Consider the following 17,062-nt stretch of genomic DNA (forward strand, 5'->3'; position numbering starts at 1 on the left):
TTGATAAATTAATATAATTAAGAAACTTTATTAATACAAGTTAATACACCATATTAGCAATAAATACATTACCAAAAAATATAGATTAATTAACTAAACATCTGCAAAAAAGCCTTCAAATCATTTAATATAGGATGTTCAAAATCCCATATTTCTGATTTATTGGACATTGCATATTCAAAACTACATTTTTTCTCGGCTTGCTTTTTTTCCTTATTTGAACAAGTATCAAATCTTAAATACATAGAAACCCAAAATTTATTAAAATCCTTAATTTTGATTTTTTTTCCATGACTTTCTAAACAATCTTTCCAACTTTCTAAGCAGTCAGCATAAATCGAATTTTCTTTCTTAATCGTTTTTAAAACTGTTTCCAACTCTCCTTCTCCATTAACATTCGTAAAGTAACAAGCTAGTTGAAAATTAAAACTATCAAAATTTATATCCACAAAATTATTAATTTTTGTCAATAATTGTGTTCGTGGAAAAACTGCTTGAATGCAATCATTAACAAAATTAATTCTCTCAATTTCTTGTTTATCATCAATATCAATAACAATACCTATTCGTTCAACTTTACCTTTTTGTATATCCGCTTTTAAATCATAAAGAGCTTCTTTGAGTTTTTTAGGATCTAACCCTTTCATTGATTTATAATCGTCCTCCGAAATCATAATCGCAGGAGCAACTTCTATATTAAAATTAAGGTAACGAATAATTGCCTGTAAAAAATATTGATCATTTTTACTTTCTACAATCAAAATATTGCTACTCACCTCTGACCTCCTTATTGTGAGTTATACCATACTCTAAAGTATCTAAATCTCTCTTAATAGCAACTATTTTACCAGTTTTCACATTTCTAGTTAACTCAAAATGAGCAGCCATATTTTCATACTCAGCACCAGCTTCAATAAAAGATTTAATCATTTCTAAACTGTGAGTTGTAGCAAATATTTGTATGTTTAACTCCCTAGCTAATCTGTACAAAATACTCCAAAAAGCAACTTGATTTGAGTGATGAATACCATTTTCTATCTCATCAATTAATATAATACTATTCTCATTATTCACAATCCTTAAAATAATATCCGCAATACGATTTATGGCATCACCAAACAAAGCTAAAGGCAACCTTTTTTTTCCTTCTTTCTTCACCCAAATATTTCCTTCACCAATAGTCATTGTCTCTATACTAATAATAGCAGGATCAATAACTTGAAAGGTGCTGAGAAGTTCTTGATCTTTATCTTTTAAACGAGATTTATCAAATTCCTCTGCCAATTCCCTGCTACCAACTCTTAAGAAGGAGGGGATAAAAAAAGCATCTTTAATATCAGGAACTTTAATATCTCTGGCTATAATACCCTTAACACTAGACATGATTAATGTTTCAAATGCTTCTCCATTATTAATTGTTGTTTTTAGGTGCATTACAGATTTTACAGACTCACTTCCTGAAAAAAGACTAATAAGTTTTTCGTTATCATCATTATTATCCTGTTGATATGTATCTTCTAAATTTTGGACAGATTCATCTACAAATACTTCAATTTTTTTGGATGAATCATTTTCTAGGATAGCTTCAATCTCTATTGGATTATTTTTATTTTCTTCAAAAAAGAAGTAATTCCAGGTATTTTCTGGTAAAGATTGTCTAAACTTTGATGATTCTCTTCTTATTTGTCTTAGTAAAAAAATAGTATCTGGTCTTGGTTTACTATTAAGAAATAATGCTTCTAATAATGCAGTTTTACCAATATTATTTTTTCCACTAATTAAATTAATTTTCTCGAAACCAGATATTTCTAATTCCTCAAAATATCTAAAATTTTTAATCCTAATATTTTTAATCACTGTAACCTCCATACTATGTGATCATTCCCAGTTGGGTTATCGGTTTGACGTTAAGTTGACACCAATTGCTAAACCCCTACATTTTATAGACAGGGAATTAATTCCCTGTCGGGTTATGGGTTTTACTAATAAATTAAGTTCCAGACTGCCAAGAATTGATATACTCAACCTGATCAGCAGTCAAACTATCAATTGCAATACCCAACGCTTGCAACTTCAAACGAGCAATTTCTTGATCAACCTCAGTAGGAATAGAATACAAACCAGGTGCTAATTTACCCTTATTCTTCACCAGGTATTCACAAGCTAACGCTTGGTTTGCAAAACTCATATCCATTACCGCGCTAGGATGTCCTTCCGCAGCAGCGAGGTTAACTAAACGACCTTCACCCAGTACAATCACAGATTTACCACTGTTAAGAATATACTGCTCAGTGAAAGGTCTAACGGTTTTGATTTCCTTGGCTTGACTTGCTAAGTATTTCAGGTCTAACTCAATATCAAAGTGACCAGAGTTACAAACGATCGCCCCATCTTTCATTACGTCGAAGTGTTCACCCCGAACAACGTGCTTGTTACCAGTCACGGTAATAAACAAGTCACCTTGGGGTGCAGCTTCAGACATGGGTAATACCCGGAAACCATCCATTACCGCTTCAATCGCTTTAATGGGGTCAATTTCGGTAACGATAACGTTTGCACCCAAACCACGCGCACGTAAAGCAGTACCTTTACCACACCAGCCATAACCAGCTACTACAATGGTTTTACCAGCCAGCAAAATGTTTGTAGCGCGGATAATGCCGTCTAAGGTAGATTGACCAGTACCGTAGCGGTTATCAAAGAAGTGCTTGGTGTCTGCGTCGTTGACGTTCATTGCGGGGAAGGTTAACACGCCATCAGCCAACATAGCGCGTAAACGCACAATACCGGTGGTGGTTTCTTCGGTTGTACCGATTAAATCTGCAATTTGGTGTTGACGGTGTTTCACTAAGTCTGCAACCACGTCGCTACCGTCATCAATAATAATGTTAGGACGATGATCTAAAGCGATTTGCACGTGGCGGTTATAGGTGGCTGCGTCTTCGCCTTTAATAGCAAATACAGGAATTTCGTAATCTGTGACTAAACAAGCAGCCACATCATCCTGAGTTGATAAGGGGTTACTGGCAATTAAAACTGCATCAGCACCACCGGCTTTGAGGGCGATCGCCAAATGGGCGGTTTCGGTGGTAACGTGGGCGCAAGCAACTAAGCGCAAACCAGCAAAAGGCTTTTCTTTCTCAAAGCGATCGCGAATTTGCTTTAATACTGGCATTTCCCGGCCAGCCCAGTCAATACGTTGTCTTCCCAAGGGAGCGAGAGCGAGGTCTTTAACCTCGTGCTTTAATCTGGGAGCGGTTGCGGTCATGAAAATTATCCTCTAAAAAATGCAACAGGTTGATAAACCTTTACGTACTTTAACAATATTTTCTGACAAGTAGCCATATTTTCCGGTAAATACTCATTCCCGATTGATCAGCAAAGGTAATTTTTCATTGCTAGATAGTGGAACAGGCTTCTAGCCTGTTGACGGGCAAGACTTGTACTGAGTTTATCGAAGTATGCCCATCCCACATTTTATATTGAATTATGACCAGCTACTTAACAGTGAGTAGATTTGATTAAATCAATGAAGCCAAAGTTTGCATCAATAGCTGAGATTCCTTACTCATGTCACCTTGTAATAAAAGTTGATACCATTGATGTAACTGCTGCCGAGCTAAAGTATAAAGTGGATCATCAATACCTGAGTTAAAAAGTTCCATTATTGCCTGTCTTTGAGTTTTTCCGCGTCCTAAAATCCTCAGCCATAAAGTTGAAACATCTATAGGCAATTCACTGGTAACAACAATAGTAGTAGAGAAAATTGCAGGTAAATTATAAACCCCTGCAATATTTATAGCAGATGGTTTAATTCCAAATCCTCGAAAATGGTCAGGGAAAATCGAGGGGACGATGATCAATTGAGTTTTATTATCTTCTTCTTTTGATTTTTCCTGATCTGTATCTTTTAAAGTTTCATTGACAGGAATAATCCTACCATCAGCTTCACTTGTCCATGTTAAAAAATGATTGAGACAAGTTCGTAATTCCCAGATATTTGGTGTCCAGCGTAGAGGTGAAATAATACACGGATTTGAAGTAAATTCTCCCAATAGTCCCAAGGATGTCCTAGATTTATTGATGTCAGGTTCAAACAATACATCTACCATTTTTGCTTCTGCCACCACTTCAGGACTAACCAATATACGCGGGTGATCAGTAAAAATTGTTTTTATGTATGTACTTTCCCAGCCTAATCGAGAAGGATGTTTATAGACTCTCAATTTAGGGTTACGGGGAATAAGTTCATTGAGGAAAACATTACCATAATTACTAAGTAGTGCAAAAAGGTAATTTTGGGCAAAAATCACAAAAGATGGTCGAGACATAGACAATTTTTCCCAAATATTGTTTCTAATCTGTTCTGCATTTAATTAGCCATATTTTATCATAAATACCTATTAGCTATTACATACTACCTATATCTTCAACATAAGTAAGATTAAGACCCGATCTAACTTTTGGTTTTTTCATCTTTCTCTGGTAAGACTATAGGACTCCTATTTAATTATTTGCCAAAATTCTGTACACAAGAGGTCGTCAAAAGTAAGGGGTTTAGCAATGCTAAACCCTGACATAGATCATGAAACATCTGGTAAAAATTATCATAGGGACAATTCATGAATTGTCCCTACAGGGGTTTCGTGGTTATACACATTTCATGACCACAAAATGTCTATTACCCAAGGAGGTATTTAAGTGCTAGGTAAATTTTTAGCGATTACGGGTTCAATGATCATATCCATTGCACCCATACCTAAAGCTACAGCCCAGACACCGAATAATTTACCACAAATACCAGAAAGTTTACATAAAACTACATTTACTAAAAAAACATTAACTCAACCACAACAAGAAAAAGAAAATCAATTTTTAGAACAATTGGCGATCGCCTCTGGTACTACCATCGCTATGGTAATCATGAGTTGGGGAGTTCGTCGTTTCCAAAAACGTTTAAGTAATAATTTACTCAAAGTCTCTGACTCTGATTCCTCAGAAGATCAACCCATCACTACATTACTAAATAAACAGCAAGAGCGACATCTTCAAGAAGTTAAAACCCGACTATTTCAACTTGCACAAGCTGGAATTTGGGTCAGTGGTAGTTTAATTATTTTAGGACTATTTCCTGCTACCCAAGCCCTACAAATTGGGATTCTCACCATTGCCAAAATTCCCATTAAATTAATAGTTGTTGGGGTGGGAACATATCTAACAGTAAGGTTTACCTATGCCATTATAGATCATTTTACCTCTACTATCATCAGTGGTGGAGCATTACTAACTCCAGAAACTTCCGAACGTTTGCAATTGAGAATATCCACATTTTCTGGGGTTACTAAAAGTATCACTATCATTATTTGGGTAGGTGCAGGAATCCTAATGTCCTTAATTGCTTTGGGAATAAATATTGTTCCTCTTTTAGCTGGTGCTGGTTTAATTGGTGTGGCTGTATCTTTGGCTTCTCAGAACTTAATTAAAGATGCCATTAATGGCTTTTTGATTATTCTTGAAGATCAATATGCTTTGGGTGATGTGATTACTGTGGGAAATGTGAGTGGTTTAGTGGAAAATCTCAATTTGCGAATGACTCAAATACGGGATGCAGAAGGAAGATTAATTACAATTCCTAACAGCGAAATTAAAGTTGTAGCTAATCTTTCTAGTCGCTGGTCTCGTGCTGATTTAATTATTCCAGTTTCTTACCAAACTGATATTGATGAGGCTTTGAAATTAATTGAAAATGTCGCTATCCAGATGAATCAAGAACCTCAATGGAAACGACAAATTATTGAAACCCCCAGTATTTTGGGAATTGATAATTTTGGCGATCGCGGGATGATGATTCGTGTTTGGATTAAAACCCAACCCCTCAAACAATGGGATGTAGCGCGAGAATATCGTCGTCGTCTGAAAATTGCTTTTGATGAAGTTGGAATTAATATTCCCGTACCTCAACAATCAATCTGGGTTAATGATGTTCAGTTATTGAGTTATCAAGAAAATGGTTCATCTTTGCATTAAGCAGATATTTGACTGACTTAAAATGTGATTCAAACCCTGTTCTGGTGTAGCGGTAATTCATGAATTACCGCTACTTTCGTTATTTTTTGCGTAAGTCCTGGATAAGTCAGGGGTTTTTCGCTATTCTCTTGCAAATTTAGTATAAATGTACTATAATAAATTCATCGTGTCCGACCTGTAAACAATATCTGGAAGATGGATTCAAGGATATTACAAGGGTATTACTATGATGAAGCACTATATTCTCAATCTTAATCCAACTGCCAAGCATGAATGGGATCGTTGTATTTTACGTGATCCTCTGACCGCAAAACGTCCAGACATAGCAAAATTAATTGCTGAAGCGGTAGATGCGGATACGGGTAGTTATTTAGTCAGTGTCAATATTGAAGTTACAGTTTTGGAGGAAGCAGCATTACCTCAAGCTGAACAACTTTCCCTTCCCCTTCCAGAAGTGAGTATTTCTTCGCCAATGCGGGAAGCAGCGTAATTAAAAGTTAATTAAACAGTCCTGGGTTGGGTAGACATCAGGAAACCCAACACCTACAATTGTAGGATTTTTCTAAAAAATAGCAAAAATACCCAATTAGATTATACATATAATCATAGCACAAAAAGTAAATAAGGATTAATCAATCCTGAAAAAACGTATTTGCGTTGAATTATTGATAACATTCTCAATAATCTTGAGAATAAAGGCTGATTATTGTCAACAAGGCGCAATTGATCTATTTTAGCAAAATCAATATTTAAAAAACTTATATTTAGCTAATATCCCCGACTTCTCTAATATTTAATCTTCATCAACCAGAGATATAAAATAGAAGTCGGGGATCTGATCACCTTTTTAACAATTCTTGAATTTGCTGATTAATAATATTCACATCGAACTTTTGACTAGCACTAATTCTAGCATAATTAGCGATATTTTGCATCAAGTCTTTTTCCTGAACACAATGATTAATTACCTGTGCTAATTCTTGGGGGTTATTTGGTGTGATTAAAAAACCATTTATCCCATCTTCAACTAATTCTATTGCACCCCCAGCTTTAGCAGCAACCACAGGTTTACCGCATAGCATCGCTTCCACAATAACTCTCCCAAAAGGTTCAGGTGCAATTGATGTATGTGCCACCAAATCACAAGTTGACATTAATTGGGGAATATCATCACGAAAACCTAAAAATTTAACTCGGTTTTCTAAATTTAAAGCTTTTACTTGATGGTGTAATTCTTGTACATATTCATCCTCACCAAATAAAGCATCACCGACCAAAATAACATTAACATTTTCTGGACATTCTGCCAAAGCATCAATTAAAATATGCTGTCCTTTCCAGGGAGAAAGACGGCTAAAATGTCCCACTACAAATTTATCCTCTAATCCCAAATTTAGCCTTAATTGCCGAGGTTCATTTTCAGAAACTTGATAATTTTTAATAGCAAAACCATTATAGACAACTTCTACAAAATCAGCTTTCCCACCAGCTTGGATAAATGCAGTTTTACTAGCTTGAGAATTAGCAATTACTAAAGATGCAAAGCGATTAATTAAAGTAATAGCAACCCGGAGATTAGTGTTACTAAAATGTTCTAAAGATAGAATATCGTGTAAATGATAAACCAAAGGACGACGAGAGAGAAAACTTGCTATTGCACCGACAACTAAAGCTTTTTGAGTATTAGCGTAAATTAAATCATATTCCCTAGCGCGTGTCACGACTTTATTAATTAAAGGTGTGAGTTGTCCTAAACTAGCTAATGCTGTAAATAAACTACTTTGTTTTTTAACTTTAATAGCTTGAGTTGCTAAAACTTCCACAGGAATATGATTAATTTCCAGTAACTTTCTAAAATCACCATCAGCAAATAAACCAACCAAAGAATTATTAGCAAAGGGTTTAGCAATATCTAATAAACATAACTCAGCACCACCCGGTTTACCACTTTGATCTAAAAACAAAATCTTCATTATTATCTACCTTTATCTGCGTCTATCTGCGTTTAATTTATCAATTTTTATCAGCTAAAATAACTTGTCTTACTTGTTGAGAAATATGATTCCAATCATAATTTTGTACTGCATAATTACGACATTCTTCTCTAGAAGGTAAAATGATTTTTCTTAACATTGCTTGTTCTAATTTATCAGCAATGCTATCAACAGTAATAGAATCAGTAATTAAATCTGGTGCAAAACCCTGTAAAATTTCCGGCATTCCCCCTACAGGTGTGCATAAAACTGGAGTACCACAGGCTAAAGATTCCACAATTGCTAATCCAAAACCTTCAAAAGATTGACTGGGCATTACTGTTAAATTAGCAGCTTGGTAAGCAATTGGTAGCTGTTCATCAGGTAAAAAACCTAAAAATTTAACATTGTTTTCTAGTCCAAGTTCTATCACCTGTTGTTGTAGTGAATTTTGAATATGTCCACGTCCAGCAATAGCTAACCAAATATCAGGAATTGTGGGTTTAATTATGGCTAGTGCTTGTAATAACTTATCAATTCCCATGCGATAAACTAGACGACGGGAGGTAAATAATATTGGTCGATCAGTTGGCCAAGCTAGTTGTTTTCTGGCTGTGAGACGAGATAAATTATATTGAAAGTGATTGATGTCTACTCCACCGGGGATAATGTGAATTTTATGCCAGGGAACTTGATATTGTTGATGTAAAATATTACCAAAAGCTTGGCTGAGAACAATGAAGCGATCGCAGCGATTATAGGTATTTTTTTCTATCAACCGCTTTTTCACCCAAATACTTAGTTTTTTATTTACTTCTTCTTCCTTACTTTCTGAAGCCCAAGGACCATGAAAATTAAAAGTAATTGGTACTTCTTTCGGTAAAAGATCCAAAATCGGAAAGCTATATAATGCGAAATGTAGATTAATTGCATCAGGTTGATATAACCTAGTTTTTTGGAAGTTAGTCCGAATGGACCATAATCTTTTCCAAATTTGACTATCTGGAGATGCTAAATTATTTAACTGAATATTTGACTGAATGGGTGTATTTTTTGCATTAGGTAAACCTACACCACATAATTCTATTCGGTCTTTATTTAGAGCTAATTTTTGAGTTAGTTCATAAATATACCTTTCTAATCCTCCCGGTGTTTTGGGAAACCAACCTGTTCCCAAGGTGAGGATAGACGCAGAAGCTAATTCCTGAGTTTTTGTCATACCTTCCACCTAATTATCTCCTTAACTTCCTCACACGATGAAACTTATTTAATAGGTAAGTCTGAAACGATACAGTTAATGCTCATAATCATCAATTAACAAACCTTTAGTTTAATCCGGTTAAAAATTTGTAAATCAGGTAGTTTTTGAATAAATTATTTTTAGATATTGAGTTTACTGAGTACAGGGAGTCTTGGGATTTTGTACTTAGTAAAAGTATTACTGTGATTATTAATATCATTGATATCATTAATATCTATTAAATCCGCACCTTTGATAATTAAATATTTTCTCAAGCTTTGTATCTATCTACAGAATTAGGCTGTGATGAATCCTGTATTATAATTAACAAGTTCCGAGGGGAAGATAAATTATTTTTCTGAAAAAGAATAATATTGGCAGATGAGAAAATATAAAAAATATATTTTTTTGATAAAGTTCTGATGAAATTACCTAAAATGCAACATTTATTTGTTAGTTTATTGATATTTAGTACCAATGATGTTTATGTGCCTTTTCTCCGCTACGTTTTCGCTACGGTTTTTAGAAAAGGAACAAGATATCAAAAAGCAAAAGCATAATTTAGCAACTCATTTTTGCCAATATGCAGCCATAGCAATTTTATGAAAAACAGATTCACTTCACAAATTCAAAAAAATCAACAACAGCTAATTCAAGTTATCAATAATGTAGTTAGGAGTAGGTACTGGCGACAAAATATAGCTGTCAAAATTTTACTGTCTGTCACTTGTAGCTTAATTGTCATCTTTGCGGGAATGACAATGGAAAAAGCCACAACTCAAACAGCTACAGCACCAGTATTTACTTATCAAACATCTTGGCTTGGTAATACTATTGGTAAGGGAGAACTAAGGGTACAAAACTATATAGAGGCGATGTATGTTACAGGAAATGGACTGGTTTACACTAACAGTATTTGGGATGAAGCTGGCATGGAAGCAGCTATCTATAAAGATGGTAAAGTCATAGGTTTCCTGGAAGATTTGCATGGTTGGTATCGTCTTGGTGGGAAAGCGGTTACAGCCAATAGCAAATATATTTATGTTGCTATGAGACAGGGAGGAATGAGTAGTCAAAAAGAAGGTTATCCTTCTGAGGGTAAAACTTGGTACTGTGTGAGACGCTATGATTTAACGGGAAAACCTGCACCTTTTCCTGGGGGAAATGGCTGGGATAAAAGTATGTTAATTATCAGTGACAAAAGCGAAGTTACTGGTTTAGCAATTGTAGGTAATAAGTTATTTGTGAGTAATGCTGATGCCAACATTGTGCGTATTTTCAATACAGAAACAATGCAGGAAACGGGAAAATTTACTGTTAATAATCCCGGAGGAATAGCCGTTGATCCACGGGGAACTTTATGGATTATTCAAAATAAAAAAGGTAATACACCGGGGAAAATAGTTCATTATGACCAAACTGGTAAGAAATTACCCCAACAAATTGTAGATGTTGTTGATCCTACAGCGATCGCCATTTATAAACAAGATAGAATATTAGTAGCTGAAAATGGCATCCGGCAACAGGTACTCATTTACAACATTAAAAACCAACCTGTCCAGGTAGGAACTTTCGGAACTAAAAATGGAATTTATAGCGGTGTTCCTGGAGAAGTTCAAGACTTAAAACTTTATGGTATTACAGGCGTTGGTGCAGATAGTGCCGGCAATTTCTATATCAACAATAATGGCTTTAATAATTCAGGAACAGATTTAAGAAAATTCTCCCCATCGGGAAAACTGCAATGGCAATTACTTGGTTTAATCTTTGTTGATAATGCCGATACAGATCCTAAAAGTGATGGTGTTAATCTTTTCACCAAACAAGAAGAATATTGGATGGATTACAGTAAACCAGCAGGTAAACAATGGACATATAAAGCTTATACTTTAAATCCTTTCAAATATCCTCAAGATCCGCGTCTACATACATCCCCAGATGCTCCTATTTTCCGTCGCATTCAAGGAAAGCCTTTTTTATTTCTGACACATATGTTCGGAAGTATGGTGCAAATTTATCGTTTTGATCCAAAAACAGATGGTGAAATTGCTATTCCCGCGGGAATGTTTGTGGGAACTAATGATCAAGGTAAATCTATAAACGGTAATTGGCCTCCGTATCAACCAGCCAAAGGAGAATGGATCTGGCGAGATAAAAATGGTAATGGTGCATTTGATCAAAATGAATATGACAACAGTGAAGATTATCCCTACATAGGAGGTTGGTGGGTAGATACTAAAGGTGATATGTGGAAAACTTTGCGAACGGAAGATGGTATTCGCCATTATCCTTTACAGGGATTAGATAGTCAAGGAAATCCGATTTATACCTATCGTTCCATGCAAAAGGAAAAGACTCCTAGCTTCTTTAAAGATTTGCGAAGAATTGAATATTTTCCCGAAACAGATACGATGTATTTATCAGGTTTTACTGTTGAACATCCTGCTATTGGTGATGATTGGGGAGTTGTCGGGTCAGAAATTGCCCGATTTGATAATTGGAGTAAAGGAAATCGCACTCCTAAATGGCGAACTGTCATTCCTTATGACACCACTGGTAAACGAGAAATTGCTACCGCCGCTATGAGTGTAGCAGTAGATTATGTATTTACAGTGACATCTAAAACTGCGGAGGTTAATATCTATAATGCCACTACAGGCAAACTTGTAAGAAAATTTAGTCCAGGTCCAGAAGTTGGTGGAGAAAGTGGTTGGGTGGATATTCCCCACGGTATCCGCGCTTTTCGTCGTCGTAATGGTGAATATTTAGTGTTTGTGGAAGAAAATTGGAAAGGAAAAGTGATTATTTATCGTTTACCAATTTCCTAAAAATTAGGTTATCCAACTTATTGGATTAAGTGTAAAAATCCAGCATTTAGGATTAAGTATGGGTTTAGCATTGCTAAACCCGTACATGAGTTATAATATTTGATCATTGACAATCAAATAATGATTGTTAATGTGAACAAATAAAATTTTTTGGTGTGCTGATTCATGTACAATTTAATCTTCATAATCATAGAACAAATTTACAAAATCAATAAATCTAGCTGTTTTTATTTAAATATGATGATAATTAAGGCTTTGTACTTTGCCTTAATTTTCATAGGTTGAGACTCTGTTTAAAGAATAAATTAAAATAAAAGTAGAGGAAGTAAAAAAATATGCTAAAAACAACCTTGATGGAATTACAAAAATTAATTCCCAGCAATTTATTAAATACAGTCCAATATATTCATGCTAGTTTACTTGCAAAATTTATTTTAGGTTGGGGAAGTGAACAGTTTCAATTTAGTGAAGCTTCTGCAATGGTTTTTTCTCCCCATCAAGATGATGAAACTTTAGGTTGTGGTGGGATGATCGCTCGCAAACGGGAACAAGGAATAAAAGTAGCCGTCACTTTTTTAACCGATGGACGTGGTTCCCATGGTACAGATACAAATATTCAAAATCAAATTATTCAAATTCGTAAACAAGAGTCTTTAGAAGCATTAAGTATTTTGGGTATTTCTCCTTCAGAAATTCACTTTTTGAATAAAAAAGATGGCAGTTTACCAGACTTAAACCCTGAAGAAAAACAACAAACCATTGCACAGATTTCCGAACTGTTAAAACGTTATCAACCAGGAGAAGTTTATGTTCCTCACCGTAAAGATTGTCATAGAGATCATGAAGCTACATATTACTTGGTAAAAGAGGCGATCGCCCAGAGTGGAATTAAAGTACAACTCCTACAATATCCTATTTGGGTATTTTGGAGAGCGCCCTTATTTATCCTCTTAAAATTCAATGATATTAAATCAGCGTATCGCTTATCAATTACCTCAGTACAAGAAAAGAAAAAAAGAGCGATCGCTGCCTATCCTTCCCAAATGCAAACCCTACCACCAGGCTTTATCAAACGATTTTTATCTTCAGAAGAAATCTTCTTTCATAATTAATTATCGTGTATTGAATCAAAAGCTCAAAGCTAAAATATCAAAATCTTTTGCCTGATGAAATTTTTATTAACAACAATTGCTGTGGAGAACAAATAAATGCGAATACTACACATTACGAACCATGTCCAAAAAATCGGTAACGGAATTGTCAATGTCGCAGTAGACTTAGCTTGTTTACAATCAAAACAAGGTTTTAAAGTTGCTGTTGCTTCAGCAGGTGGAGAATACGAAAAATTATTAGTAAATCATGGAATTGAGCATTTTCAACTCAATCAATCACGTACACCATTAAACATCATTAAAGCAGCTTGGCGTTATCGAGAAATTATCAAAGAATTTCAACCAGATATTGTTCATGCCCACATGATGACAGGAGTTGTACTGGCAGGAATTTTGAGAAATAATCATGAATATAGTTTAGTTTCCACTGTACATAATGAATTTCAACGTAGTGCAGTATTAATGGGATTAGCAGATCGGGTAATTGCAGTTAGTCATGCAGTAGCTGATTCTATGATTCGTCGTGGTATTCCCGCCGAAAAATTACGAGTAGTTGCTAACGGCACTTTAGGCAGTCCTCGACATAGAAAAATCCAAGATTATCAACCCATAAAACTACATCATCCAGCCATAACCACAGTAGCAGGAATGTATACTAGAAAAGGTATTGGTGAGTTAATTGCAGCCTTCCAAACTATTGCTAAAGATTTTCCTCAAGCCCATCTTTATTTAGTAGGAGATGGACCAGACCGTGCTATATTTGAGAGCATGGTTAAAAACTGCGGTAAACTACGCAAACGTATTCATTTTGAAGGTTTCCAACCAGAACCTCAAAGATATATGTTATCCACAGATATCTTTGTTCTCGCCTCACATTGTGAATCATTTGGTTTAGTTTTAACAGAAGCACGAGAAGCTGGTTGTGCCATTGTCGCTAGTGATGTAGATGGCATTCCTGAAACTTTAGATCATCGTCAAGCTGGTATTCTTATTCCACCCAAAGATAGCCAAACATTGGCTAATACCTTAGCGCAATTACTCAAAGATCCTCAACAATTACAAAGCTGGAAATTACGCGCCCAGCAAAATCTAGAAAGATTTAGTACCATGCGAGTAAGTGAGGAAACATTGGCTATATACCGTGAGTTAACTAGACAATATACCGTCATCAACCCAATACAAATGAGAGAATTAGTAGTAGGTAAATAGTCATTAGTCATCAATATCCATTCATCTACCTTACCTATTCTCTATTTATTGCTATATATTAATCACTTCCTTTTGACTAAAATACATGGCAATTCCTTTTTCATAATAAGCAGCTTCATTGATAAAGAGAGGATACACAATAGACTCTCCCTCATAGAGAATTTCTTCATCTTCAAAAGTGAGAAAAATTGGATCACCAGGATGGAGAGGTTGATAATCTCTAAATTGAAGTTGGGGATGAATCATCGCTTTAATTTCCCCATCTTCATTTCTAGGATAATCAACCGCACAAATAGATTGATAAATTGTCAGAGTGTGACTATTTTGTGGAATTTTACCTTGGTTACATTGTTCAAAATAGTCCAACACAGCATAAATTAGTTGCTCTGTTTGTTGAAACAATTCCCCATTTAAAATACCTTGAGCTACAGCACCAACTTCTATAGCTAAACCTAATTCACTTAAAGAACGGAGAAAACCACTGTTTTTAGGTTGCTGATGAATATACACTTTTACCAAAGGATTAATTGCACTCAGATGAGCCGCCAATTGCAGTAACAAGGGGTGCATATTACCCAATATAATACATAATCCCATGTTGGCAGTAGTCGTATGTAAATCAATAATTGCATTCACACAATCTTGGTTTTGTGGTTGCAAAATTGCTTGAATTTCCTTAGCCCTTAATTCTTCATAAATAGAAATTTTGTCATCAGGTAAATTGTCTCCAGTAAAGCAACGATTTAAATCTTTATCAATGTATCTGCTTCCACTGGCAATAGCTTTAGGATTACCGAATAATGACAAAGTTTCAAAACTTGATCTCTGAATTAAATCTGGATATTTATGGAACTTTTTGATTAGATAAACTCCAATTAATTCATTACCGTGACTGCCTCCAACAATTGCCACACGATTGATTTGATTCATAATTACCTCATACATACAAAAGATGAAATTACCAAAAAGCAGCTAGATTATAATTAATTCAGCAAAAAATAAATTAGTTAAAAATCAGCCTTTTTTAATAAAACATCAAAATGATTATATAGCATGACGCGATTAAATTCCCGACTTCTCTAAGAAATCGGGAATTTTGTTCTTTACAAGAGAAACTTTGCGTTCTCTCCTTTGTTTACTGTTCAAGTTCTAAATCCTAATCCAATTAATTACATCTTAATTACATCTTCATTCCTTGCTGCTGATAGTATTTATGTGCTGCCATAGCCATAGCCAAAAATCCCCACATAATCATACCTGACACACTTAACATCCCACTATAAATAATCAACTGAGCGCAGGAACTGATCCCAATAGCACGAGCAGCACTGACAAAACTATCTAACTTTCCTTCAGTATAGTTACTAACACTAAAAAGCATTAATAACAACCCACCAAGATAAGGTATAGCACCGAACCAACCCAAAGTAAAAAACATATCTAAAATGCCGCTGTCAATCACAATAACTTCAATTTGTCCAGTTTTTTCATTAACTTTCCAGATATTTCCTAAACCATTACCAAGAGCAGTAGAAAGGGCTAAATTGAGATTTCGATCATAAGATTTTGATCTCTCCAGAAAACTAGTATCTTTTTGTAGATTAGAAAAACTTTCCAAGCGAGTAGTCACAACTTCAGAGATAGGTTCAATATTTAGCAATGGTACAACACACATAGCCATTACTAAAATGATCATAATTAAACGCATTTGAATCCGAGCTTTGACCGAACCCAAAATGATAATAATCCCTAGAAACCAACCACCCCAATTAGTACGTACTTGTGAAAGTAAAAATGACAAATACCCAACTGCCGAAGCAGGAAAAATTAATGGACCAGAACTGGTAAATAATAACAACAAACCAGCCTGCATCACCGAACCAAATGGACCAGTTGAGTGCAGTGTACTCCAAACTCGCATTCCAAAAGGTTCAGGAGCGCCAGCACTTGTAAACATTTTTGATTCCATTAGCCACAATCTGTCCCACTCAGGAGCAACTACAAATTGATAGATTCCATAAGCTCCTGTGATTAAAACACACCATAAAAATACCCGCTGAATGTGTTGACGATAACTGGGATAATCTCGCCAATTTATAAATAAATGAAATGCAAAAATAATGGGACTTAACCAGTCTAAAAGTCCGCGGATAACTGGAACTGGTTGATTAAAAATTAATCCCACTAAAAAACCGTAGATTACCCCGATAAAACCTAAAACAAAAGGTAAACCTCCTTGACGAACAGCACGAGGTAAATATTTGATAAAAGTGGCAATAGTCACAAATACCACTACATAAGGTGCAAGCATCATTTGCCGGGTGGGGTCCCAACCAATTCGATAGTCAACTAACCGAGTTAGGAAGGGTGTGAGAAACCAAATCCACCAAGTAAAACCAATGTAAAGAATGGGATGACGCAAGTATAAAAATACAGCAACTACGAAGGAAGAGGCGGGAAAAACTAAGCGTAATAAACTAGCAGCACCGCCAAAATAGCAAGTTGCTGTGAGCAAGATAAAGCCAGCAATGACTATCCAAGCTTGTGCTGATCTTTTTTCTGGGGAATAATTAGTTTGTAAAAAACTATTGAAAAGGATCTGTTTGGAAATCACTTTTTTGGTAATGGGTAATGGGTGATTGGAAAAAATTACAAATTACGAATTACAAATTA

The 17,062-nt window shown here is 35.2% G+C and carries 14 protein-coding genes; 6 read left to right on the plus strand and 8 right to left on the minus strand.

Annotated features, from left to right (window positions below):
* Positions 1 to 89: 89 nt before the first annotated feature.
* The 4 genes from H5968_RS02215 to H5968_RS02230 all read right to left on the minus strand — a co-directional run bounded on the left by H5968_RS02215 (position 90) and on the right by H5968_RS02230 (position 4,331).
* Positions 90 to 776, minus strand: a complete 687-nt coding sequence (locus tag H5968_RS02215) for a DUF3226 domain-containing protein (RefSeq protein WP_137669235.1) — start codon at positions 774 to 776, stop codon at positions 90 to 92.
* Positions 769 to 1,857 (minus strand): AAA family ATPase, encoded by a 1,089-nt coding sequence (locus H5968_RS02220; RefSeq protein WP_187038628.1) that lies wholly within the window; start codon positions 1,855 to 1,857, stop codon positions 769 to 771. The genes H5968_RS02215 and H5968_RS02220 overlap by 8 nt, the downstream gene beginning before the upstream one ends.
* Positions 1,858 to 1,990: 133 nt before the next feature.
* Positions 1,991 to 3,268 carry an adenosylhomocysteinase gene (gene ahcY / locus H5968_RS02225; RefSeq protein WP_187038629.1) on the minus strand — a complete coding sequence of 426 codons (1,278 nt, stop codon included), beginning with the start codon at positions 3,266 to 3,268 and terminating at the stop codon, positions 1,991 to 1,993.
* Positions 3,269 to 3,521: 253 nt separating this feature from the next.
* Positions 3,522 to 4,331: a hypothetical protein gene (locus H5968_RS02230; protein ID WP_187038630.1), complete on the minus strand. Its 810-nt coding sequence runs from the start codon at positions 4,329 to 4,331 to the stop codon at positions 3,522 to 3,524.
* A 403-nt stretch (positions 4,332 to 4,734) separates the two neighbouring features.
* On the opposite strand from H5968_RS02230, the gene H5968_RS02235 reads away from it, so the two are divergent.
* A complete protein-coding gene (locus H5968_RS02235) occupies positions 4,735 to 6,027 on the plus strand; it encodes a mechanosensitive ion channel family protein (RefSeq protein WP_187038660.1) in 1,293 nt (430 codons plus the stop codon).
* A gap of 226 nt (positions 6,028 to 6,253) precedes the next feature.
* On the plus strand, positions 6,254 to 6,517 hold the full coding sequence (locus H5968_RS02240) for a hypothetical protein (protein ID WP_096570797.1): 264 nt from the start codon (positions 6,254 to 6,256) through the stop codon (positions 6,515 to 6,517).
* A gap of 349 nt (positions 6,518 to 6,866) precedes the next feature.
* On the opposite strand, the gene H5968_RS02245 is transcribed toward H5968_RS02240, so the two are convergent.
* Positions 6,867 to 8,000 (minus strand): glycosyltransferase, encoded by a 1,134-nt coding sequence (locus H5968_RS02245; RefSeq protein WP_187038631.1) that lies wholly within the window; start codon positions 7,998 to 8,000, stop codon positions 6,867 to 6,869.
* A gap of 40 nt (positions 8,001 to 8,040) precedes the next feature.
* Positions 8,041 to 9,219, minus strand: coding sequence for a glycosyltransferase family 4 protein (locus H5968_RS02250; RefSeq protein WP_187038632.1), 1,179 nt, complete (start codon positions 9,217 to 9,219; stop codon positions 8,041 to 8,043).
* Between the two features lie 458 nt (positions 9,220 to 9,677).
* Here H5968_RS02250 and H5968_RS25385 point away from each other — a divergent pair, with 458 nt between their 5' ends.
* The 4 genes from H5968_RS25385 to H5968_RS02270 all read left to right on the plus strand — a co-directional run bounded on the left by H5968_RS25385 (position 9,678) and on the right by H5968_RS02270 (position 14,389).
* Entirely contained in the window at positions 9,678 to 9,800 is a 123-nt protein-coding gene (locus tag H5968_RS25385; protein ID WP_255427023.1) for a hypothetical protein, read from the plus strand.
* Positions 9,801 to 9,842: 42 nt separating this feature from the next.
* The gene (locus H5968_RS02260) at positions 9,843 to 12,068 is read left to right on the plus strand and encodes a hypothetical protein (RefSeq protein ID WP_187038634.1); all 2,226 of its coding nucleotides are present in this window, start codon (positions 9,843 to 9,845) and stop codon (positions 12,066 to 12,068) included.
* A 335-nt stretch (positions 12,069 to 12,403) separates the two neighbouring features.
* On the plus strand, positions 12,404 to 13,180 hold the full coding sequence (locus tag H5968_RS02265) for a PIG-L deacetylase family protein (protein ID WP_096570791.1): 777 nt from the start codon (positions 12,404 to 12,406) through the stop codon (positions 13,178 to 13,180).
* Between the two features lie 96 nt (positions 13,181 to 13,276).
* Positions 13,277 to 14,389, plus strand: coding sequence for a glycosyltransferase family 4 protein (locus tag H5968_RS02270; protein WP_187038635.1), 1,113 nt, complete (start codon positions 13,277 to 13,279; stop codon positions 14,387 to 14,389).
* 51 nt (positions 14,390 to 14,440) lie between these two features.
* Here the strand turns inward: H5968_RS02270 and H5968_RS02275 are convergent, their stop codons facing one another.
* On the minus strand, positions 14,441 to 15,319 hold the full coding sequence (locus H5968_RS02275) for an aspartoacylase (protein ID WP_096570787.1): 879 nt from the start codon (positions 15,317 to 15,319) through the stop codon (positions 14,441 to 14,443).
* Between the two features lie 250 nt (positions 15,320 to 15,569).
* Positions 15,570 to 17,003, minus strand: a complete 1,434-nt coding sequence (locus tag H5968_RS02280) for an O-antigen ligase domain-containing protein (RefSeq protein ID WP_187038636.1) — start codon at positions 17,001 to 17,003, stop codon at positions 15,570 to 15,572.
* Positions 17,004 to 17,062: the final 59 nt, after the last annotated feature.

The sequence above is a fragment of the Sphaerospermopsis sp. LEGE 00249 genome (assembly GCF_014299995.1).
GTDB classification, from domain to species: Bacteria; Cyanobacteriota; Cyanobacteriia; order Cyanobacteriales; family Nostocaceae; genus Sphaerospermopsis; species Sphaerospermopsis kisseleviana.